We start from the raw sequence: 22,170 nt of genomic DNA on the forward strand, positions 1-22,170 counted from the left end.
CACGCCGGAAAAGTTGCCCACAGATACGCGACATGGGCGTGCCACATAGGAGAGAGCAGATGAACAAGGATTGGGCGCAATATTGGATCGGCCTGTTCGCCGACGGCACCGATGAGCTGATGACGCTCTACAATCCGCACTTCCAGTTCGAGGACGTCAATTTCGACCTTCGGATCAACAATGATCTCCCGGCGCTGCGCACATTTTTCGAAGGCTTCATCATCGCCGACCCGACCCAGAGCTACAACAGGTTCGATGTGTTCGATTATGTCGGCGACAATCGGCTCGGCTCCTTCCAGTGGACCTGGGAAACCAAACATGCCGGCGATTTTCTGGGCGTGCCCGCCAAGGGCAAGATCACCAAGACCCGCGGCGTCACCGTCATGGGCTGGGACGAGCATGGCAAGATCGTGCTGGAGCGCAGCATTTGGGATGCGATTCCGGTCTTCCAGCAGCTTGGCGTCGTCCCGGCATTCGACACGGTTCAGGCCTGAAGCACGATGTCCTATAACCCCCTGGACCCTGCGGTCACATCCAACCCCTATCCCCATTATGCGCAATTGCGCGCCAACGAGCCGGTAAAGTGGCTCGACATGATGCAGGGCTTCGCCGTCTCCCGCTGGGACGATGTCGAAGCAGTTCTGAGCGACGGCAAAACCTTCTCCTCTGCGCAATTCTGGCCAGCGCTGCTGGGCGAATATGACCCTGTGCCCGAAGTGCAGCCGATGATCTCGCTCGACCCGCCGGGCCATGTCCGCATCCGCAAGCTCGCCAACAAGGCGTTCGTGCCCAGCCGGGTCGGCGCGCTCAGTGATCGTATCCGCAGCGTCACGCACGAGCTGATCGACGATATCTTCGCCAAGCATGGCGGGGAAGGCGAGTTCGATTTCGTATGGGAATTTTCCGGCTTGTTCCCGGTCAGCGTCATCGCCGAAGTGCTGGGCGTCGACATCGCCCGGCGCGTCGACTTCAAGAATTGGGTGGACGATCTGCTCGCCGCCGGCAATCGCGCGGCCTATGGTCCTGAGCGGCTGGCCGAAATCGACAAAAGTTCGCAAGCGATCCGCGCTTATTTCGAGCAGGTCTATGACGAACGGTCGGCCAACCCAGGCGACGATCTGATCAGCGGTTTCATCCAGGCGGAGGTCAATGGCGAGCGCCTGACCCGCAGCGAAGTGCTGAACATGGCGATATTGCTGTTGATTGGCGGGGTGGAGACGACGACCAATCTGCTCGGCATCACCTTCGCCCATCTGAAGACCCATCCTGACATCGCCGCCGCCATCTGGGCCGATCCGACCCGAATTCCTGCGCTGCTGGAGGAAATGCTGCGCTTTGACGGGCCGGTACAGATGCTGTTTCGGCATACAACCTGCGACACCGAACTGGCGGGGATCGCTGTCCCCAAGGGGTCGCTGGTGCTACCGTTGCTGGGTTCGGCCAATCATGACGAGCGCAAGTTCGACCGATCCGAAGAGCTGGTGCTGGACCGCAATCCCAAGGAGATTATGTCCTTCGGACAGGGACCGCATTTCTGCCTTGGTTCCTATCTTTCCCGCATGGAGGCGAAAAGCGCGCTGGAGATATTGACCGCGCGGTTCGAGAGCATCGAAGCGATCGGCGACACGGTGAAATGGTCCGACAGCTATTTCGCACGCGGGCCCAAGTCGCTGCCGGTCAGGTTCAAGGCACGATGAGCAGCGATCCTCTGGCAGTCGGTCCCGCATCGTCGCTGATCGACCAGTTTCGCGCCATTCTGGACGAGGGCGGCGTGATGACCGGCGATGATGTTTCGAATCGCTACCCCGGCTATTTCATGACACGGGTCGAGGCGGATGTGCTGCTGCGTCCCGAAACCACCGATCAGCTATCGCAGGTCATGGCCCTATGTCATGCCGCCGGTCAGCCGGTGGTGATCCAAGGCGGCATGTCCGGCTGGGTGCGCGCCACCCAAACGCGGCCTGGCGACGTCATATTGTCGCTGGAACGGATGAACCGGATAGAGAGCATCGATCCGGCCAATCGTACCGCCATCGTCCAGGCAGGCGTCATTCTGGAGCAGTTTCAGGATCATCTCGAAGCCCATGGCCTCAGCTTCCCGCTCGATCTGGGTGGGCGGGGATCGTGTCAGTTGGGCGGCAATGCCGCGACCAATGCGGGCGGAATGCGCGTCATCCGTTACGGCATGATGCGTGAACAGGTGCTGGGCATGGAGGTGGTGCTGGCCGACGGCCGGGTGCTGTCGTCGATGAACCAGATGATCAAGAATAATACGGGCTATGACCTCAAGCAGCTGTTCATCGGCAGCGAGGGGACGTTGGGGGTCATCACCCGGCTGGTCCTGCGCTTGCGGGAACGGCCGGTCAGCAGCAATACCGCGCTCGTATGCGCCGACAGTTTCGATCGCATCGCAAAATTGCTGCGCCATGTCGACGGCGCGCTGGGCGGACTGCTGAGCGCCTTCGAGTTGGTCGACAATAATTTCTACCGCGTCAACACCGGGGCAGGGCGCCATCCTGCACCGTTGGGGTCGGACAAGCCCTATTATGCGATGATCGAGGCGCTGGGTTCCGACCATGAGCGCGACCGCGATCTGTTCGAGGCGGTGTTGGCGGATGCGGCGGAAAAGGGACTCTTCGATGATGCGATCATCGCGCGGTCGGAAAAGGATCGCGCCGCGATCTGGGGGATAAGGGAGGATTTGGAGCATATCGTCCATGACTTCCAGCCCTTCTACGCTTTCGACGTCAGCCTGCCCGTCGGCGCAATGGAAGCCTATATGGGCGAAGTCACCCAAAGGCTGAAGGCGATCTGGCCCGATGGCGGCATCGCTTTCCTTGGCCATGTCGGCGACGGCAATCTGCACATCGCTATCGGCGCAGGCACGCCCCAGGACCGCGAGCAGGTGGAAGCGTGCGTTTACGAGCCGCTCCGCCCGATCGGTGGATCGGTGTCGGCCGAGCATGGCATCGGTCTGGAAAAAAAGCCCTGGCTGTCGATCACGCGCAGCCCCCTGGAGCGCGGCCTGATGCGTGAGATCAAGCAGATGTTCGATCCCAAGAATATTCTCAATCCAGGCAAGATTTTCGCTGAGGATGCGGCATGACCAGGTCGGCGAACGCGCAAAATATTTCTGGTTGTCACCTTCGGCCCGGATATGGCGTCGCTCGCCCTGCTGCCTTGGGGCAGGCTGCGCTAGAACAGTATGAACAGGCGCCGATGGATGACGGGGCGGGGGAGCGGATATGATGAAAGTGGGAGAAATGTCCGAGTTGACGGCGGAAAAGCCGCTTCGCGCGTCATTGGGATCGGAAAAAATCCTGATCTTCCTGGTAAATGGATCGCCCGTCGCGACCCAGGCGCGCTGCCCCCATGCGCAGGGGCCGCTGCACCAGGGCGAGGTGTGCGGCACGGTGCTGACCTGCCCTTGGCACGGCTGGAGTTTCGACCTTGTCACGGGAGAATGCGAGGAAGACCCCGACCTTCTGATCAAACGCTATGATGTGGCGGTCGACGGCAACGACATCCTCGTTTCCCAGCTGTCGGCGTGACATGACCGATATCTCGTTCGATCCTGCGTCCGGCGCCCTGGCCTTGCACGGCTATCCGGTCAGTAATTATTTCAACGCGGCGCGCGCGGCGTTGATCGAAAAGGGCGCCGCCTTCACGATCGTCCCGACCCGCGCGGCGCAGGATGAAGCCTTTCTGGCGCACAGCGCGATGGGCAAAATCCCTTATTTGCGGACGGGGCAGGGCTGCATCGCCGAAACCGTCGCGATCCTGGAATATATCGAGGAGGTCGTTCCTGGTGTTCCGCTTTACCCGACCGGCGCCTTCGCGCGCGCGCGCGCGCGGCAGATCATCAACATCGTCCAGCTCTATGTCGAAACGCCGCTGCGCTCGTTATACCCCGGCGCGTTCATGGGCGGCGTCAACGCGCCGGAGACGATCGCCGCCGTCCGGCCGGTGGTCGATCGGGGGATGCGCGCATTGTCGCAACTGGTGACGCCGGCGCCTTTCCTGCTGGGCGGGCAGCTAACCTATGCCGACATCTTCGCCTTCTATCATTTTGACCTGGGGGAGCGCGCCATGCGCTTCACTTACGGGGCTTCGCTGGTCGATGCCGTTCCGGGCTTGCACGACTGGTTCGACATCATGGCGGCGCGCCCATCCACCCACACTGTCCTTGCCGATTTCCATCCAGCCTTTGCCGCCTATCTGCGCGACAAGGGCGCCGCCTGGCTTGAGCCAGAGCTGAAAGAAACAACCCATGCGTGACGTGAAACTGGACGACAAATATACGGTCGACGACGGCCGCGTGATCATGAGCGGAACCCATGCCCTGATCCGCGTGCCGCTGCTGCAGAAGGAGATCGACCAGCGCAACGGCCTCGACACCGGTGGCTTCATATCAGGCTATCGAGGGTCGCCGCTGGGCAGCTACGACATGGAATTGTGGCGGGCCAAGAAGCTGCTTGAAAGCCACGACATAATATTCCAGTCGGGCGTGAACGAGGATCTCGCGGCAACGGCGGTTTGGGGCACGCAGATGCTGGCGACCACGCCCGGCGCCAACAAGGACGGGGTCTTCGCCATCTGGTATGGCAAGGGACCAGGTGTCGATCGTTCTGGCGATCCGTTCAAACATGGCAATATCGCGGGCACCCATCCCCATGGCGGCGTGCTGATCGTCGCGGGGGACGATCATTCGGGCAAATCCTCGACCGTCGCGCATCAGAGCGAGGTCGCCCTGATGCACGCCGGGATGCCGATCCTGGCGCCCTCCAATGTGCAGGATGTGATCGATCTTGGCCTGCTGGGCTTCGCCATGTCGCGCTATACCGGCCTTTATACCGGCTTCAAGCTGACCAACGAGACGCTGGAACAGACCATGACGGTCGACATCCGGGTCGGCGACAATGGCCCGGTCACGCCCGATCGCGGCCCAGCGCCCGCCAATGGCTTTCACAATTATCCAACCCATCTGGATCGCACCGCGTCGGAGATCGTGGTCAAGCGTTATCGCTGGCCGCTGGTCGAGAAGTTCGTGCGGGCCAACGGAATCGATCGGGTGTTGATCGACACGCCCGCGCGCATGCTGGGCATCGTGACGACCGGCAAGGCCGTACAGGACGTGCGCCAGGCGCTGAAGCTGCTGGGCCTCGACGATGCTGCCGCCGCTGCAGTGGGGCTTGGCGTCTACAAGCTGGGCTGCATGTATCCGGTCGAGCGCGAAGGCCTGGCCGAATTCGCCGCCGGCCAGTCCGAACTTCTCTTTATCGAAGAAAAAGATCCGCTCACCGAGAACCAGGCCAAGGCGATCCTCTATGGCCGCCTGGCCATGCCACGCATCGTCGGCAAGGTGGACGAGGATGGCGTCTTCATGATTCCGTCCGACGAACAGCTTGAACCTGTGCAACTCGCGCTCGTCATCGTCGAGCGGCTGCGGCGTCTGGGCATCGCCGACGAAGCATTGGCGGCGCGCGCCGAACGCCTGTCGCGCCAGATGGAGACGGTAAAGGGATTGAAGCCCTCCGATGCGGCGCGCTCGCCTTATTTCTGCTCCGGCTGCCCGCACAACACCGGCACCCGCTTCCCGGAAGGATCGATTGCGGCGGGTGGCATCGGCTGTCATGCCATGGCGATGTATTCCGGCCCGGACATGCTGCCCAACGCGCAGATGGGCGGCGAGGGCGCGCATTGGTACAGCCTCGCCTATTTCAGCGACATGAACCACATTTTCCAGAATATGGGTGATGGCACTTATTATCATAGCGGCCTGCTTGCGGTGCGCGGTGCGGTGGCCGCGAAGGTCAACATCACCTTCAAAATCCTTTTCAACGATGCCGTGGCGATGACGGGCGGCCAGCCTGTCGACGGCCCGCTGACGCCGGGCGACATCACCCGGCAGGTGCTGGCCGAGGGCGCGGTGCGGTGCATCGTCGTCACCGACCGGCCTGATCTCTACGGCGCGCATAGCGGGCTGGGGGAGGGCGTCACCGTCCATCATCGCGATACCTATGACGCGGTGCAGAAGGAATTGCGGGATGTCCCCGGCGTCACCGTCATCGTCTATGAACAGACCTGCGCCGCGGAAAAGCGTCGTCGCCGCAAGCGCGGTAAATTTCCCGATCCGGCCAAGCGCATGTTCGTCAACGCGGCTGTGTGCGAGGGCTGCGGCGACTGTTCGGTCCAATCCAACTGCGTCAGCGTCTGGCCCAAGGAAACCGAACTGGGGCGCAAGCGCCAGATCGACCAGTCCAACTGCAACAAGGATTATAGCTGCGTGAAGGGCTTTTGCCCCAGCTTCGTGACCGTCCTCGACGCTGAACCGCGTAAGCCCAAGAAGGCGCAGCTGGACGGCGAAGCCGACATGGCGCTGCCCGATCCCGCGATCGTGCCGCTCCACCACGGCGCCTATAATATCATGATATCCGGCATCGGCGGCACTGGCGTCGTCACCATTGGCGCCCTGCTTGCCATGGCGGCGCATCTGGAGGGCAAGTCGACATCGGTATTTGATATGACCGGCCTCAGCCAGAAAAACGGCGCGGTGTTCAGCCATTTGCGGATCGCTGCCCATAATGACGATCTGGGGGCGCAGAAGCTGGGCATTGCCGAGGCCGACCTGGCGCTGGCGTTCGACGCGGTCGCGGGCCTTGCCAAGGAACCGGCGATGACGCTGTCGACGGAGCGTACGAAAGTGGTCGTGAACGCCCGCGTCACCCCGACCCCGGCATTTCAGCGCAACCCCGACCTGACGTTGGACCAAGGGCTGCTCGTCCGTCGCCTCAAGACCATGTCGGCCGACCTGCACGGCGTCGATGCGACCGGTCTTGGCCTCGCGCTGCTGGGCGATACGATCGCGGCGAATCTCTTCATGCTGGGCTATGCCTGTCAGTTGGGTCTGTTGCCGGTCTCACCCGACTCCATCGAGCGCGCCGTGGAGATTAACGGTGTCGCCATTCCGTTCAACAAGGCGGCCTTTGCGCTGGGCCGTTTGCAGGCGGTCGATCCCGCCCGGATCGAAAAGGCGGTGGTGAGCCATGTGCAGGAACTGGACTTCACCCCGTTGACGGCGCTTGTGGACATCGTCGCCCACCGCACCCAATTGCTGACCGATTATCAGAACGTCGCCTGGGCGCAGCGCTATCGCGATCTGGTCGATAGCGTGGCGAGGGCGGAGGTGCGCGCGACGCCGGGCAGGGACATGCTGTCTGTCATGGTCGCGCGCAACTTCGCCAAACTGATGGCCTATAAGGACGAGTATGAAGTTGCCCGGTTGCACGCCGATCCGGCCTTCAGGCAGCAGTTGAAGGACGCATTCGAGGACGGCGCGAAGCTGCGCTACAATCTGGCGCCGCCGCTCTTTTCGAAGAAGGACGCGGATGGGCGCCTCATCAAACGGGAGTTCGGGCCGTGGATGGGCAAGGCCTTCGCCTTTCTCACGCGGTTCAAGGGACTGCGCGGCACGGCTTTCGATATTTTCGGCTATACCCAAGAGCGCAGGATGGAACGCGGCCTCATCGACCATTATGAAGCGCAGATGCGCATGGTCGCCGACAAGCTGACAGCGGCCAATCACGCTGCTGCGGTCGAACTGGCCTCGCTGCCGGCGCAGATCCGTGGCTACGGCCATGTGAAGGAGGCCAATGTCGAGAAGGTCCGTGCGCTCGAACCGCTGATCCTGAAGAAATTCGAAGATGCCGCCATCTCAGCCTTGGGCGCGCCCGCGCCTTTGGTCCAGAACGCCTGACAGAATAACAAAATATCGGAGAGTGGAAGATGGTCAAGATGCTGATCGACGGGGCGCTGGTTGATACCGCGCGCCACATGGACGTCATCGATCCGAGCGACGAGAGCAGGGTGGCGCAGGTGCCGGATGCCGGCACGGCGGAGGTCGATCAAGCGGTGGCCGCCGCGAAAAAGGCTTATCCCGCCTGGCGCGATGCCACGCCCGAAGCGCGCGGCGCCGTGCTCGTCGCGATGGCGCAGGTCGTGACCGACAATCTGGACGAACTTTGCCAGCTTCTGGTGCAGGAAACAGGCCGCCCTCTCGGCCTCGCCCAGTTCGAGATCGCGCATCTCGCGGCGGGCTATCTGAACTATTATGCGGGCCTGCGGATCGCACCTGAAATCCTGGTCGAGGATGATACGCGCCGGGTCGAGCAGCATCGCAAGCCTTTGGGCGTTGTCGCAGCGGTCGTGCCTTGGAATGCGCCGGTCTATATCGCCTGCAACAAGATCGCGCCTGCGTTGGCGGCGGGCAACACGATCGTTGTCAAGACGGCCCCCTCTACCCCGCTGACGACATTGCGGCTGGGTGAATTGTGGCAGGATGTCGTCCCCGCAGGCGTCGTTAACATCCTGTCGGGCGGCAACGAAGCGGGCGCGCATCTGGTGTCGCATCCCGATGTCGCGAAGATCACCTTCACCGGATCGACCGGCACTGGCCGCAAGATCATGGAAGCGGCCTCCCCGACGCTCAAGCGCGTCACGCTGGAACTGGGCGGCAATGATGCGGCGATCGTGCTGCCCGACGCCGACGTCAAGGCGATCGCGCCGGCCATCTTCGCCTTCGCCTTCTTCAACAGCGGGCAGGTTTGCGCGATCATCAAGCGGCTCTATGTGCATGACAGCCTGTACGACGCCATGTGCGCGGAAATCGCTGCTTATGCCACCGGCTCCAAGGTGGCGGGCGGCCGCGATCCCGAAGCGCAGTTCGGTCCGGTCCAGAACAAGGCGCAATATGACAAGGTGCTCGACTATCTGGCGAGCGCCAAGGCCAGCGGCACGATCATCGCGGGCGGCGAACTGCCCGATGGCCGCGGCTATTTCGTGCCGTTGACGGTCGTGCGCGATGTGAAGGAAGGCGATGTGATCGTGGATGAGGAACCGTTCGGCCCGATCCTGCCGATCATCCGCTATACCGATATCGATGACGTCGTCGCGCGCGCCAATGCGTCGCCCTATGCGCTGGGCGGATCGATCTGGTCGAACGATGCGGAGGCGGCCGCGAAGATCGCGCTGCGCCTGGAAAGCGGTAGCGTCTGGGTCAATCAGCATTGCGCGCTCGATCCCGCCGTGCCCTTTCCGGCGAACAAGCAGTCCGGGTCCGGCGTAGAGGGCGGGCTTGAAGGCCTTTATCCCTACACGGCGCTTCAGATCCTCAACATCGCCAAGCCGCAAGCGGCATGAGCATCCTTGAAACCCTCTTCTCCGTCGCAGGGAAGACTGCCGTGGTGACGGGCGGCGCCAAGGGCGTCGGCGCGATGATCAGCCGGACGTTGGTGGCGGCCGGGGCGGACATAGTGATCGTCGGACGCGGAGCGGAAGCGGGCAAGGCATTTGCAGACGGACTGGAGGGGCCGGGCAAGGCGATCTTCCTTGCCCATGATCTGGGCACGGGCGCAGGCGTGGAAGCCGCCGCCGCCGACATCGCTGCCCGCGTGCCCGCGCTCAACATCCTCGTCAACAACGCCGGCATGTTCAGCGCCGGGGCGATCGAGGAGGCGAGCATCGACCAGTGGGATCGCGAACTGGGCCTCAACCTGCGCGCGCCCTTCTTCCTGGCGCAAAAGCTGTTGCCCCAACTCAAGGCGGCCTCAGCCCCCGGCGATCCCGCCCGCATCATCTCGATCGGCTCGATCGGCGCGCTTTGGGGCCGCAGCAGCAACGGCGCCTATGCCTATGGCGCCAGCAAGGCGGCGATCCATCAGTTGACCCGCATGATGGCGTCGGATCTCACCGCACAGGGCATAACCGTCAACGCTATCGCACCGGGCTTCTTTCCCAGCGACATGACCGACGGCTTTTTTGCCGCCGTGCCAGGTCTTAAGGAGCAGGTCGTGGACGGCATTCCTGCTGGCCGTCTTGGATCGGTCGAGGATGTCGGCGGCGCGGTGCTGTTCCTTTCGTCGCGGGCGGGCGCCTATGTGTCCGGGACAGTGCTGCCAGTCGAGGGCGCGCTATGGCAAGCCTGACGACGATCGCCCTGCTGGAACGCAAGCCAGGCATCTCGCGCGACCTCTTCTCGCGCTATTGGCGCGATGTGCATGGCGTCATGGCCGCGCGTATTCCGGGCTTTGAAACCTATACCCAGCACCATATCACGCCGCTTGCTGATATCGGTTCGCTCGTTGTCGAACCGTTTGAGGGTATCGCCGTCGTTACATTTGCAGCGGTGGGAGATCGCGACGGCCTGATCCACAGCGATGTCACCAAGCATATCCATCGCGACGAGCAGAACTTGTTTCGCCGTGCCCTTTTGTACAATCTGGAGGCTGGCGCGACGATAGTGACGGGCGACATCCGACATTGTGAGGCCGACAGTTATTTCGTCGTCGTGCCGGTCGGCTTGGATGCGATTGCGATCGCGGCAGCGTTGATCGACGCGGGCGCCGAAAGAATCGCACGACACGATCTTTCGGGCGCCGACCCCGCAGGGTGGAACAATACCGATGTCAACGAGTGCGGGGCAAGTCGTCTGTTCGGCGCCGTCATGCAAAGCTGGTGGTCGGGTCCTGCGCAGGCGGATGCCGCACTTGCCGATGCGGTGCGGTCCAGCGGCGGGCGGATTGTCTGTTACCGCACGGATGCGCGCTATGCGATGGTGGAGCAGGGGCGTGCGACGCTGATCGGCCTGCGCGGTCTGGACGCTGTGCGCACCATCGAAGAAGCGAATGCCGGTAACCAACGCGAGCTTTCATTGCTCCGCGCGATCTACGGACCCATTGCGGGTTGAGGCAAACAATCGGGTCAGGCTATGTCGTCGGAAACAATTCCGGCCGAGCGCGGGCCGATACTACCTCCCACTCTGTCGCCTCGACTCCTTCCTCGCAAACTGCCCCTCTGCATGATGATGGTCGGGCTAAACCAGGCGCAGTCTTAGGGCTGACCTGCTCGCGTGAATGGGAAGCGCCGCATGATTCTCGCCCTCAGCCGCGTCTTGGAAAATATTTAGGCGGATGCCCGTGTCTTCCATTGGCGGGTAGTGGCATCGGAGGTTTAAAAAAACGGGTGACATTGTAACTGCGCGGCGATTTGCATCGTATCTCTGTCATTATCCTTTGACGGAGCGTGTTATGTCTCGCATCTTCCCGGTTGCCGCAGTCCTTTTTGCCGGATCGACTCTGATCGCCTTCACCAGCCCTGGTGACGCCGCCGAGCGGGCTATTTTGGCGCCGGCCGCTGCGATGATCGAACCCGTCGTGGGGCATCTCGAAACCGCAACCTTTGCCGGGGGCTGTTTTTGGGGCGTGGAAGGGGTTTTCTCCCATGTCAAAGGCGTGATCAGCGCGACGTCCGGCTACGCCGGGGGCGAAGCGGCAACCGCCGACTATGAAAGTGTGTCCAAAGGCACCACTGGCCATGCCGAATCCGTCAGGGTCGTGTTCGATCCGACGGAAGTGAACTATGCGGACCTGCTGCGGATTTACTTTTCCGTCGTGACTGACCCTACCCTGCTCAATCGGCAAGGGCCGGACCGGGGCACCCAATATCGATCGGCCCTGTTTCCCGCTTCGCCTGCGCAGGAAAAGGTAGCGCGCGCCTATATCGCGCAATTGTCGACCGCTCACATCTATACCCGGCCGATCGTGACGCGGGTTGAAAGCAATCGGCGGTTTTTTGCGGCTGAAGCCCATCATCAGGACTTCATGGCTCGCAACCCGACCTATCCCTACATCGTCTTGAACGACCGGCCCAAGGTCGCTGCGTTGAAGCGGCTATTTCCGGCACGCTGGAAAGCATGAATCGCCCGTCAGCGGGCGGGGGCGACGCTGCTCACGAAATCGGTGATATCGGCGACGATGCTTGCCCGATAGCGAAAGGGCCGGGCGATCGCCGTCACCATTCCGATATGGCCTATGCCGGAATAACATTTGATTCGCACCGGAACGCCAGCCGCGCCTAATTTGGCGGCCAGTGCTTGGCTGTTGCGGGCGTGTACGGTCTGGTCCGCATCGCCGACCAGCAACAGGGACGGGGGATCGCCTGCGCCAGCCCAGTGCACCGGCTGCGTCTCCGCCGGGTTAGGCCATGTCCCGAACGCGTTTTTGCTCGCCGCGACGTCGAAAGGCGCGAAATCATAGGGGCCGGCGATGCCGACCAGACCCTTGATCGCCGCCCGATCTGCGCCCAGCCATCGCTCGTCAACCGCCAGCATCGCCGCAATATAGGCTCCAGCCGAATGGCCGCTCACGATGATGGCATGGGGCGCTCCACCATAAACCTGCCCATGCTCGACCGTCCATCTGACTGCGCTGGCGCCATCCTGCACAAAATCGGGATACAGATTGTCGGGGCCGATCCGATAATCGGGAATAACGACCAGGAAACCTTGCGCGGCCAACGCCCGGCCCACAAATGCATATCCTGCCCGCGTGCCGCTGGCCCATGAGCCGCCGTAAAAGAAAATGATGACGGGAAGCATCGCATCGGCATGTGTGTCACGCGGCGCATAGATGTCCAATTTCTGGCGCGGGCCATCGCCATAGGGAATATCCTTTGCGATCCTGACGCCATCGCCATCCTTGGGCACCAGCGTGTCGAATGTCAGGAGGGGCGCGCAAGCAACACAGGCGACCGCCGCCAGCCCACAAGCGCTCGCTGCCAACCATTTCCATCGTCTACCCATCGCCTTCTCTACCATGAAGAGCGGCGATGACCAGCTTCAAGCCGATGGCGCGGCCTGGATGTCATAATTATGCCGGATCGCGTTGCTGGCGACATGGAAAAGCGCTTCATAGGCCAGCGCGGCGGCCATTATACCGATCGCATAGGGCAGGTCCGCACGATCAAACAGGATGGCGCGCAGGAGCAGGCCGATGGCCGCGGCCATCAACGTCAGTCGCATGAAGGTGGAACGCAGGGTGGCTTTCATGTCAGTCCTCCTTTTCAAAGGAAAAATTCGAGCAGCAGTTTGAGATTGAGGGTGATGATGATCGCGGAGATCGCCCAGGCCGCGAATTTGAGCCAATGCGGGTTCACGAAGCTGCCCATCAAAGCGCGGTCGCTCGTGAATTTGACGAGGGGAATGACGGCGAAGGGCAGTTGCAGGCTCAGGATCACCTGGCTCAGGACCAGCAACCGGGTCGTCCCTTCCGATCCATAGAGAGCCGCCACGATCACGGCGGGGACGATGGCGAGCATCCGGGTGACGACCCGGCGCAGCCAGGCAGGCACGCGCAGGTTGACGAAGCCCTCCATCACGATCTGCCCCGCCAGCGTCGCGGTGATCGTTGAATTCTGTCCCGATGCCAGCAGGGCCACGGCGAACAGGGTGCTGGCTATGCCGGCGCCCAGCATGGGCGCGAGCAGGCGGTGCGCATCCTGGATTTCGGCCACGCCAGTCATGCCCGCGACATGGAAAGAGGATGCCGCCAGGATCAGAATCGCGCCATTGACGAACATGGCGAGCATCAGCGCGATGGTGCTGTCCACGGTGGCGAACAGCACCGCTTCGCGCTTGCCCCTTTCGCTCCGCTCGAAGCTGCGGGTCTGGACGATCGAGGAATGAAGATAGAGATTATGGGGCATCACGGTCGCGCCGATGATGCCGATCGCGATGTAGAGCATCGCCGGGTTGGTGACGACGCTGGCGCTGGGAACAAGGCCCATGCCGATCGCGGCAAGGTCGGGCTTCGACAGGAACAGTTCGACAGCAAAACAGCCGGCTATCACGATCAGCAGCGCAACGATGAAGGCTTCGAGTTGGCGAAAGCCGCGCTGTTGCAGGAACAGGATGAGCATGACGTCGGCGGCAGTCAGGCACACGCCCATGATCAGCGGAATGTCGAACAGCAATTGCAGCGCGATGGCCGTGCCGACCACTTCGGCAAGGTCGCAGGCGATGATCGCCAGTTCGCACATGACCCACAGGATAATGCGGACCGGCGTGCTATATTGGGCGCGGCAGGCCTGGGCCAGATCCATGCCGGTGACGATGCCGAGTTTGGCCGCGAGCGATTGCAACACCATCGCCATGATGCTGGACAGCAGGATAACTGACAGCAAGGTGTAGCCAAAGGCCGACCCGCCCGCCAGGTCGGTCGCCCAGTTGCCGGGGTCCATATAGCCCACAGCGACGATATAGCCGGGACCGGCGAAGGCGCCCATTTTCTTCCAGACGCTGCCGCCAGCCCGCGGCACCGCGATAGTCCGATAGGAACCGGGCAGGCTGGGCCTGATGTCCGGCATGTCCATGGACGGCATCGCAATGTCGGCGGGTGGCGGAGGTGTCATCGGCTATCCCCTTTCAAATGGCAGTCCAGATCCAGCGCTATTGTGCAGTGCTGGTGTTGAGGCTGCCGTTGAGGCCATTGGGGAAGAAGCCGCCTTTCTGTGCGGCCAGCTTCGTCAGATAGACGATGTTGAGCACTTCGCCTGTCGTGCGGCTGTACGCGATGCCGTCATTGTCGGTGGGGACGATGTTGGATGCGCCGTCCTTGGGACTGATACCCTGATCCTTGTCCGCCGACCCGTCCAGACTGTCGCGGGCGTCGGATATCTTGTCCGCCGATGTGCGCAACGACGGCGTTTCCACGCCCTTGCCATAGAGAACGGTCCGCACCAGAGCGGCATGATAGGCCTCAGCCGCCAGAATACCGGCCGCCGCTTCCAGGAAGGTCTTGTTGGAAATGAGCGGCGAGGCTCCCTTATAGGCCGTAACCCCCACATCCTCGAAAATATAGGCGCCCAGCAGGAAATTCTCGTCGCTGGCATAGGGGTCGAAGCTTTGCCCCGCGGAGATCAGGCCAGCCGCCTGCGCTGCCGAGGAGAAAGCGCCGGTCGCGCTCGATCCGATGTCGATGGCGGGCTGCGCCACCGCTGTCGTGCCGATAGCGCCGCGCAGAAATTCGACATGCGCCCGTTCGTCGGCGGCAATTTCGCGCGCATAGCGAGCGATCAACGGATCGACGAAGGCGACCTGACGGCCGCCGGTGACCGCGCCCTGTGTTCCCGCTCCGCCTAATAGGCTGCTGGGCAGACCCGATCCGAAGGCGGCGAAATAATAGAATTGCGCCTCCAGATACTCCAGGTTGAGCGCGAAGTTCAGCACATCGCCATCGGTCACGGTCGGCGTGGGTGTCGGGGTTGGCGTGGGTGTTGGCGTTGGTACGGCCGTGGCTTCATCGTCGCCGCAGCCTGACAACAGGCTCGCGCCAGCCGCCACTACCGCCATAGACCCTGCTGCACGCAGGAAGCCGCGCCTCTGATCGCGGCGCCGTGCGCGCGCTTCAAATGCTTCGAGCATCAGATCGTCTTTCATGGGATCAACTCCGTTTCGAAAGGGGCTCAGTTGGCCGCGCTCATGTTGATGGTGCCGTTGACGCCATTGGGGAAAAATCCGCCCCGCGCCGTCGCCATGTTGGTCAGATAGGCGATGTTGAGCACCTGTCCGGTCGTTCGACTGTAGGCAAGGCCGTTGGCGTCGAGCGGCACTATGTTGGATGCGTCGCCGACATTGGCGATGCCCTGATCGAGGTCGCTGGACCCGTCCAAGCTATCGCGCGCTTTGGAAATCGCCTCGGTCGCGTCGATCAGCGATGGGGTGGCGATGCCCTTGCGATAGAGCGAGGTGCGGACCAGGCCCGCATGATAGGCTTCCACCGCCAAGATGCCGGCCGCGGCTTCCAGATAGGCCTTGCTGGTGATGAGCGGCGCCGCGCCCTTATAGGCGGTGACCCCCACATCCTCGAAGATGAACGCGCCCAGCAGGAAGTTTTCGTCGCTGGAATATGGGTCGAAGCTGGCGCCGCCGCCGATCAGGCCGGCTGCGCGCGCCGCGGACGAAAAAGCGCCATTGGGATCAGTGCCGACATCGATCGCGGGCTGGGCGACCACGGCCCCGCCCAGATTTTTGCGCAGGAAATCGACATGGGCGATTTCGTCCTGTGCGATCTCCTTGGCATATTGGGCCACGACCGGGTCGGTGAAATTGACCTTTCGGCCGCCTGTGGCAGTGCCGGCATTGCCGCTGCCGCTGGTATATTTGGTGTCGATCGGCGTGCCGAACACTGCATAGGAATAGAAATTCGCCTCCAGATATTCCAGGTTGAGGGCGAAGTTCAGTATGTCGCCGTCCGATGGCGCGCTCTGCGCCATGGCCGACTGGCTGCTCGCGGCGAAACCTGCGCTGCCAAAGGCGGCCATGGCCCCCAGCGTTCGAAAGAAATCCCGACGTTCCTCTCGCCGTTTGGCCCTGCGTTCTAAAGTCTCGATTGCCAGAATATCATCGGTCATAGCTCGATCCTCGCTGCCTGGTGGTCATGATGCGCGGGGGCGCGTCATCGGCGGGCAAAGATGTGATTGATCGACGAAGTTCCGGTTTTTACGCCAAAAAAATAATTTGCGTACGCGGACGTACCAGGGTGCATCCCTTGGCCTGTTGCGGCCGTATCTCTTGGTTCGATACCCATGAATTGCGAGGGCGTTTTGGTTGCCGGCATTCAAAAAGACACGTCGAATATCTTTCTGCGGTCCTTGTCACCGCCTGACTATGCCAGCATCAGCCGGCATTTTACTGGCGTCGTTCTGGCGCCTAAAGATATCATCGTGCGTACAGGTCAGCCCATAGAATTTCTGGATTTCCCCGAAAGCGGGATATTGGCCTTGAACTGCGATGCGGGCGCCCGTTCGGCATGTCTGACCGCGCTGGTCGGACGGGAAGGCTATATCGGCTGGTCAGCATTGATGGAGGTGCGCCTGTCGTCCCATCATATCCGCGCAGGCGGGGAGGGGGCGCGGCTTCTTCGCATAGAGATAGGAAGGATGCTTCGCCTGATGCACGAAAGGCCAAGCCTGCGCGTCAGCCTCATGCGCTTCGTGCATAGCGTGATGATCCAGATGAACGCCACGATCGTGTCGAGCAAGACTGACCCTGTCGAGCGGCGGCTGGCACGGTTGATCCTGATGCATCATGATCGCGCCAATGACGGCGACATCTGTGTCACGCATCAGGATCTGGCGGACATGCTCGTCGTTCGCCGGGCCAGCATTACGGACGCCCTGCATGTGATGGAGGGCAATCAATTGATCGCCAGCAGCCGCAACAGGCTGGTGATGCGCAACCGCCCCGGTCTTTGCCTTGTGGCAGGCGACGGTTATGGCGTGGCCGAAGAACATTATAGCCAATATGTCGCCCCCCTGTTCGCTATCCGCTAATCAGCGCGGCGTTGGAAAGGCAGGGGAAGCCCGCCAATCAGGGGGGGATTGGCGGGCTTCCGCAGTCCGGCGTTTACAGGATCGATCGGGTCAGGGCATCAGAACCGTGTCGACCACATGGATAACGCCATTGGACTGCATCACATTGGCGATGCTGATCTTCGACATGCCGCCTTTGGCATCGGTCAGATACCAGGCGCCGTCTTTTTCCCATGCGGTCAGGCTTTCGCCTTGCACGGTGGTCAGCACCGCCTTGCCGCCGTTCATCTTCGCCTTGGCCGCAATATCATTGGCGGTCATCCGCCCGGCCACGACATGATAGGTCAATATCTTGGTCAGCATCGCCTTGTTCTCAGGCTTCACCAGCGTGTCGACCGTGCCGGCGGGCAACTTGGCAAAGGCCGCGTTGGTCGGCGCGAAGACGGTGAACGGACCCGCGCCCTTGAGTGTGTCGACCAGGCCGGCGGCCTTTACCGCGGCGACCAGTGTGCTGTGGTCCCTGGAATTGACGGCATTGTCGATGATGTCCTTGGTCGGATACATCGCTGCGCCACCGACCATCGGGTTCTTGCCCATGTCCTTGGCCATGGCGGGCGCGCCGCTGGCGAGGATCAGGGCGCCCGCAAATGTCAGCGAGAGCTTCGTCAAGATAGTCGTCATGGAGGCTTCCTTCCTATGTCGCGCGTCCTGTCAGAGCGGGCGTGCAGATCAGTTACGGTAGGAAGCCGTCAGGAGATGCAGATCAGAACAGGGATATTTTCCCAGCGGCGATCGGGGTAGAACTGGGGGCGTCGTGGGGCGCGCCGTCGATGGTTTCCATGGTGACCGCCAAGGTCGCGCCCTCTGTCATGAAGGGGCGGTAAGACGGGTCGATCGCTACGCGACTTTCGGCGCCACCAGCAATCAGACCAAGCGATCGCGGTCTGCCGTCGGCCGGAATGATCCATAGTTCGGGGGCCAGACGATCCGGTGCGACGCCTTTCGGCCGCAGGATCAGTTTGCCCGACGCCGGATTGTACCGCGCCAATATCATCGGCCCATCTGGGGCGCCGACCATCTGCGCCACCGCCACTTGCGCTGGTGGTGCAGCCGGAACGGTCGGCGTCGGGCGCAACAGAATGACGAGCGCCAGCGACGCGGCGACCGCTGCGGATGCGAATGCACCCGCGCGCCACCAGCGCAATTGCCGTAAGGCAGGATGTGCTTGTAATCCGTCCGCAATGCGACGTTCTATGCTTGGCCATAGCGTTTCCGGCGGCGCGACCGGCGTATAATCGTTATAGAGCACAGCAAATCGCCGGTCCCATGCACCGATCATGTCAGGCGAGAAGTTCGGATTGGCCATCAAGCTGCGCAGCGCGTCAGAACGCGCCGCGCCGTCAAGCACGCCCAGCGCCAGTTCGGCGGCAAGCGAATCGCGTTCTTCGGGCGTCAGGTGCGCGTCAGCCATCGCTCATGCATGCCTTGAGTTGCTGCAGGCCGCGACGGATCCAGCTTTTCATGGTTCCCAGCGGCACCGCCATGCGATCGGCTAATTGAGCGTATGTGAGGCCATCCAGAAATGCCGAACGGATCGCCAGACCATGCCGGTCTTCAAGTTCATCCAGGCAAGCGAAAAGACGCGCGCTATGTTGGTCGCGGTCGATCGCCATGTCGGCCAGAGGGGTTGCGTCGGCAATTTGCGCCGCGGCTTCATCCGTCGCCATGCCGGGACGTCGCGATGCGCGGCACCAGTCTATGGCTGTATTCCGCGCGATCGCACACAACCAGGTAATGGGACTGGCGCGTCCCGCGTCGAACCGTTCGGCCCGATTCCAAATCTTGATATACACGTCTTGCAAAATATCCTCGGCTGCGTCGCGGTCAGCAGAGATACGGAGGCAAACGCCAAAAAGTTTCGCAGACGTCATGGTGTAAACTTGCCGGAGCGCCGACCGATCACGCTGCGCGACCTGCGCCAGCGCGGTGATCAATCTGTCGCGTTCGGTGTCTATGTCTCCCACCTGATCACCCTAGCAAGCTTATCTGTTGTTTCAATCCGGGAAATCGACGTCCCATCCGCCGCCGGGGACGCACGGATCAGATCGCGTCGCTTGGAACCCACACGCTAACGCTGCCTCCATTGACTCTGACGACGATCCGGCCGGCATCGTCGGCTATGACTTCTTCCTGGCAATAGCCCAGAAAATCGCGAAATCCGTCTCCCGCACGGTCGGGACCAAGGTCGATGCTTTTTTCGCGACCTTCGCCATTGGCGACGATGACGATGCAGCCTGGCGCTTGCGCGGTGCCGTGGCGGACAAAGGCTATGCACCCCGGATCGTCGAACATTTCGGTTTGTGGACCATGGCCGAAACGCTGGCGGGCTTCGATGAGCTTGGGGAGGCTCTCGATCGCGGGCATCTCGACCTCATGATCTTCCCCATCTTCGCCCTGGTCGCTATAGCGAGCGCCATAAAGATCGGGGTAGAATATACATGGTACGCCCTGTTCGCGCAGCAGGATGAGCGCATAGGCCAGCGGCCTGAACCAAGTTTCGACCGACGCCTCCATCGCCTGGAGCGACTGGGTGTCGTGGTTGGCGACCAAAGTCACCGCGTGATGGGGCGAAACGCTGACAAGGGTGTCGTCGAATATCGTGCGCAAATCATAGTCGCCGCCGGATTTCGATGCGTCGAAAAATCGATGGTGCAATGCGACATCAAACAGCATTAACTGCTCGTCGACCTGCTCCAGATATCGGTGCAGCACATCTATATCTGGATGCCAATATTCCGCCACCACGAACAATGTCTTGTCCACCGTTTCGCGCACATGGCCAACCCAATCGCGGAAAAACCATGCTGGAATATGCTTAGCTGCGTCAAGCCGGAACCCATGACAGGGCAGTTGCTGCGGAAGCCAACGGCCCCAATATTTAAGCTCCTCGTAAACCGCCTTGTTTCGAAACTCGACATCGGACCCCATGAGATAGTCGAAATTGCCCTTTTCACTATCTACCTCGTCGCTCCACTCTCCGTCGCCATATTCGTTGACGAGGCGGAATATACCGTCCTCGGTGGGATCTTCGATATGGTCGACACCGCTGAAGCATTTCATGTCCCACATGAATTTCGAATATTCGCCTTGCCGACCAGGAAAGGTGAATTTCGTATAGGCAGATGCTTCGAACGCTATGTCCTCAATGTCTGTTCTATTCTCTGGTTCAGCCCTGCGCACTTGTACCCGTTCGGTTTCGTCAGCGCCCATTTTGTGGTTGAAAACCACATCATGGATGACGCGAATTCCGGCTTCCTCAAGGCTGTGGCAGGCTTGCTCCAATTGCGCCCGGTCTCCATATTTGGTGGCGATTGATCCTTTTTGGTCGAATTCGCCCAAGTCGAAAAGATCGTAACTATCATATCCTACCGAATAGCCGCCTGCTGCACCTTTGTATGCGGGCGGCAACCAGATGTCCGTAATCCCCAATTTGGCCAGGCTGTCAGCCTTCTGGGAAGCCTCACGCCAAAGTGTTCCGCCGCTGGGCGTATACCAATGGAAAAACTGCAATAGTGTACGCGCTGCCATCGAATGTCCTTGATGTTGCTCGACTTGAGCGATTGTCGTTCATTGTCATGTCCGTCCGATAGGACGCCAACCGGCGGATATTGTTTTGCAAGCGCGGGGGTATCGCATGGGCTTTCGGGCCAAGGCGGCTGCCATCGCAATTCGAAGCTGATTCTAACGACAGATGACAGCATTCGTTCCTGCGCCGAAACAGATAGATTTCACTAGGAAACCGGCAGACGGTGTCACATCTGAGCATTCTGCGCGAAGGGCGCATCCGGCAAATGCGCTTGGTCAGAGGATGGAATAATGTGATGCCTGCCATCACTGGAGAAGCACAGCGCGTCTGATTGTGACGGCGATACGGCGAACAGAGGCGGGCTGCGAGCGGCACAATGGATATGGAATGAATCAGACGTTGGAAGAGCTGGGGTGGCGGCCTTTTTTTAGTACGCAACTTTCGGGTGATCAGGATCCGGGATGCCATCCAGCGCGCGTGATGGCTGTTCATCGTGGCAAGATTGCGGTCGCGGGTGCGGGCGCGACGCGCCTGATCCCACCCTATATCCCTGACGCCTCCGTTCCCGAAGATCACCCGACGGTGGGCGACTGGTTGCTGATTGATGATGCCACGCTTGCGGTTCGGCGCGTTCTCCAGCGAGAAAATCTGTTCAAGCGACGTGCGCCGGGGAATGAGCAAAAGACGCAATTGATCGCTGCAAATGTGGATACGCTTTTCATCGTGGCCTCCTGCAACAAGGATTTCAGCGCCGCACGCCTGGAACGCTATCTGGTGCTGGCGCAGGAGGTCGGCGTGCAGCCGGTCGTCATTCTTACCAAGACGGACCTGACGAATAGGCCAGATATTTTCGCGGCAGAGGCGCGGGATCTTCGACCGGGGCTGCTGGTCGAAGCCGTCAACGGGCGCGATTCTGGCAGTGTCGCGCCACTTGCCATCTGGTGCGGCCGGGGGCAGACTGTCGCCTTGGTAGGCTCCTCCGGAGTTGGTAAATCGACGCTGGTCAATAGTTTGCGCGGCTCTGACAGCATAATGACGCAGGCGATACGAAAGGGCGACGACACCGGTCGGCACACGACCACGGTGCGCGAGATGCACCGGCTGGCAGGAGGCGGCTGGTTGCTCGACACCCCCGGTATGCGCGAATTGCAACTGAGGGACGCGGGATCGGGCATTGCCGAGATATTCGACGACTTCGTCGAAGTTGCCGAACATTGCCGGTTTTCCAACTGCACGCATGAACTTGAACCGGGCTGTGCCGTTCGGACGGCTATCGCCGACGGAAGGCTGTCATCCGCTCGCCTGGATCGCTGGCGCCGGTTGGCGAGCGAGGAAATCTATAATAGATCAAGCCTGACGGAACGCCGCGCTCTTGATCGCATCGCGAAGAGAAATCCGGCCAAGAAGAAATAAGCCGCTGGCCGTGAAAAGGGGATTTT

The 22,170-nt window shown here is 61.3% G+C and carries 21 protein-coding genes; 12 read left to right on the forward strand and 9 right to left on the reverse strand.

The window, feature by feature from the left end:
* Nucleotides 1-59 precede the first annotated feature (59 nt).
* The 10 genes from sphantq_RS16910 (at nucleotide 60) to msrA (ending at nucleotide 11,753) form a co-directional block, all read left to right on the forward strand.
* Entirely contained in the window at nucleotides 60-494 is a 435-nt protein-coding gene (locus sphantq_RS16910; protein ID WP_165363656.1) for an ester cyclase, read from the forward strand.
* Nucleotides 495-500: 6 nt separating this feature from the next.
* Nucleotides 501-1,697 (forward strand): cytochrome P450, encoded by a 1,197-nt coding sequence (locus sphantq_RS16915; protein WP_129927411.1) that lies wholly within the window; start codon nucleotides 501-503, stop codon nucleotides 1,695-1,697.
* On the forward strand, nucleotides 1,694-3,106 hold the full coding sequence (locus sphantq_RS16920) for an FAD-binding oxidoreductase (RefSeq protein ID WP_272799056.1): 1,413 nt from the start codon (nucleotides 1,694-1,696) through the stop codon (nucleotides 3,104-3,106). The genes sphantq_RS16915 and sphantq_RS16920 overlap by 4 nt, the downstream gene beginning before the upstream one ends.
* 139 nt (nucleotides 3,107-3,245) lie before the next feature.
* Nucleotides 3,246-3,551: a Rieske (2Fe-2S) protein gene (locus tag sphantq_RS16925; RefSeq protein ID WP_082679013.1), complete on the forward strand. Its 306-nt coding sequence runs from the start codon at nucleotides 3,246-3,248 to the stop codon at nucleotides 3,549-3,551.
* Nucleotide 3,552: 1 nt separating this feature from the next.
* Complete coding sequence (locus sphantq_RS16930; protein WP_272799057.1) at nucleotides 3,553-4,278, forward strand: glutathione S-transferase family protein; 726 nt, start codon at nucleotides 3,553-3,555, stop codon at nucleotides 4,276-4,278.
* On the forward strand, nucleotides 4,271-7,756 hold the full coding sequence (locus sphantq_RS16935) for an indolepyruvate ferredoxin oxidoreductase family protein (protein WP_272799058.1): 3,486 nt from the start codon (nucleotides 4,271-4,273) through the stop codon (nucleotides 7,754-7,756). The genes sphantq_RS16930 and sphantq_RS16935 overlap by 8 nt, the downstream gene beginning before the upstream one ends.
* Before the next feature lie 29 nt (nucleotides 7,757-7,785).
* Nucleotides 7,786-9,198 carry an aldehyde dehydrogenase family protein gene (locus sphantq_RS16940; protein WP_272799059.1) on the forward strand — a complete coding sequence of 471 codons (1,413 nt, stop codon included), beginning with the start codon at nucleotides 7,786-7,788 and terminating at the stop codon, nucleotides 9,196-9,198.
* Nucleotides 9,195-9,983 carry an SDR family oxidoreductase gene (locus sphantq_RS16945; RefSeq protein ID WP_066602423.1) on the forward strand — a complete coding sequence of 263 codons (789 nt, stop codon included), beginning with the start codon at nucleotides 9,195-9,197 and terminating at the stop codon, nucleotides 9,981-9,983. Before sphantq_RS16940 ends, sphantq_RS16945 begins: the two co-directional genes overlap by 4 nt.
* Nucleotides 9,971-10,744 carry an EthD domain-containing protein gene (locus tag sphantq_RS16950; protein ID WP_272799060.1) on the forward strand — a complete coding sequence of 258 codons (774 nt, stop codon included), beginning with the start codon at nucleotides 9,971-9,973 and terminating at the stop codon, nucleotides 10,742-10,744. Before sphantq_RS16945 ends, sphantq_RS16950 begins: the two co-directional genes overlap by 13 nt.
* 340 nt (nucleotides 10,745-11,084) lie before the next feature.
* Nucleotides 11,085-11,753 carry a peptide-methionine (S)-S-oxide reductase MsrA gene (gene msrA, locus sphantq_RS16955; protein WP_066602415.1) on the forward strand — a complete coding sequence of 223 codons (669 nt, stop codon included), beginning with the start codon at nucleotides 11,085-11,087 and terminating at the stop codon, nucleotides 11,751-11,753.
* Nucleotides 11,754-11,761: 8 nt separating this feature from the next.
* Here msrA and sphantq_RS16960 read toward each other — a convergent pair whose 3' ends face one another.
* The 5 genes from sphantq_RS16960 to sphantq_RS16980 are packed head-to-tail and all read right to left on the reverse strand — an operon-like array spanning nucleotide 11,762 to nucleotide 16,245.
* Complete coding sequence (locus sphantq_RS16960; RefSeq protein ID WP_242496111.1) at nucleotides 11,762-12,616, reverse strand: alpha/beta hydrolase; 855 nt, start codon at nucleotides 12,614-12,616, stop codon at nucleotides 11,762-11,764.
* A 57-nt stretch (nucleotides 12,617-12,673) separates the two neighbouring features.
* Entirely contained in the window at nucleotides 12,674-12,883 is a 210-nt protein-coding gene (locus sphantq_RS16965; RefSeq protein WP_129927404.1) for a hypothetical protein, read from the reverse strand.
* Nucleotides 12,884-12,897: 14 nt separating this feature from the next.
* Nucleotides 12,898-14,244 (reverse strand): Nramp family divalent metal transporter, encoded by a 1,347-nt coding sequence (locus sphantq_RS16970; RefSeq protein ID WP_272799061.1) that lies wholly within the window; start codon nucleotides 14,242-14,244, stop codon nucleotides 12,898-12,900.
* A gap of 37 nt (nucleotides 14,245-14,281) precedes the next feature.
* On the reverse strand, nucleotides 14,282-15,271 hold the full coding sequence (locus tag sphantq_RS16975; protein ID WP_066602401.1) for a ferritin-like domain-containing protein: 990 nt from the start codon (nucleotides 15,269-15,271) through the stop codon (nucleotides 14,282-14,284).
* Between the two features lie 26 nt (nucleotides 15,272-15,297).
* A complete protein-coding gene (locus sphantq_RS16980; protein WP_066602398.1) occupies nucleotides 15,298-16,245 on the reverse strand; it encodes a ferritin-like domain-containing protein in 948 nt (315 codons plus the stop codon).
* 312 nt (nucleotides 16,246-16,557) lie between these two features.
* Between sphantq_RS16980 and sphantq_RS16985 the strand changes: the two genes are divergently transcribed.
* On the forward strand, nucleotides 16,558-17,166 hold the full coding sequence (locus sphantq_RS16985; protein WP_272799062.1) for a Crp/Fnr family transcriptional regulator: 609 nt from the start codon (nucleotides 16,558-16,560) through the stop codon (nucleotides 17,164-17,166).
* Between the two features lie 90 nt (nucleotides 17,167-17,256).
* Here the strand turns inward: sphantq_RS16985 and sphantq_RS16990 are convergent, their stop codons facing one another.
* From sphantq_RS16990 to amyA, 4 genes are all read right to left on the reverse strand, one after another.
* Nucleotides 17,257-17,754: a fasciclin domain-containing protein gene (locus sphantq_RS16990; protein ID WP_408021508.1), complete on the reverse strand. Its 498-nt coding sequence runs from the start codon at nucleotides 17,752-17,754 to the stop codon at nucleotides 17,257-17,259.
* Nucleotides 17,755-17,908: 154 nt separating this feature from the next.
* Nucleotides 17,909-18,616, reverse strand: coding sequence for an anti-sigma factor (locus tag sphantq_RS16995; RefSeq protein ID WP_272799063.1), 708 nt, complete (start codon nucleotides 18,614-18,616; stop codon nucleotides 17,909-17,911).
* Complete coding sequence (locus tag sphantq_RS17000) at nucleotides 18,609-19,139, reverse strand: sigma-70 family RNA polymerase sigma factor (RefSeq protein WP_272799064.1); 531 nt, start codon at nucleotides 19,137-19,139, stop codon at nucleotides 18,609-18,611. Before sphantq_RS17000 ends, sphantq_RS16995 begins: the two co-directional genes overlap by 8 nt.
* Nucleotides 19,140-19,245: 106 nt before the next feature.
* Complete coding sequence (gene amyA / locus sphantq_RS17005) at nucleotides 19,246-20,733, reverse strand: alpha-amylase (RefSeq protein WP_272799065.1); 1,488 nt, start codon at nucleotides 20,731-20,733, stop codon at nucleotides 19,246-19,248.
* Between the two features lie 385 nt (nucleotides 20,734-21,118).
* Between amyA and rsgA the strand changes: the two genes are divergently transcribed.
* Nucleotides 21,119-22,144: a ribosome small subunit-dependent GTPase A gene (rsgA, locus tag sphantq_RS17010; RefSeq protein WP_272799066.1), complete on the forward strand. Its 1,026-nt coding sequence runs from the start codon at nucleotides 21,119-21,121 to the stop codon at nucleotides 22,142-22,144.
* The last annotated feature ends 26 nt before the right edge of the window (nucleotides 22,145-22,170 follow it).

Source organism: Sphingobium sp. AntQ-1 (genome assembly GCF_028538045.1).
Lineage (GTDB): Bacteria > Pseudomonadota > Alphaproteobacteria > Sphingomonadales > Sphingomonadaceae > Sphingobium > Sphingobium cupriresistens.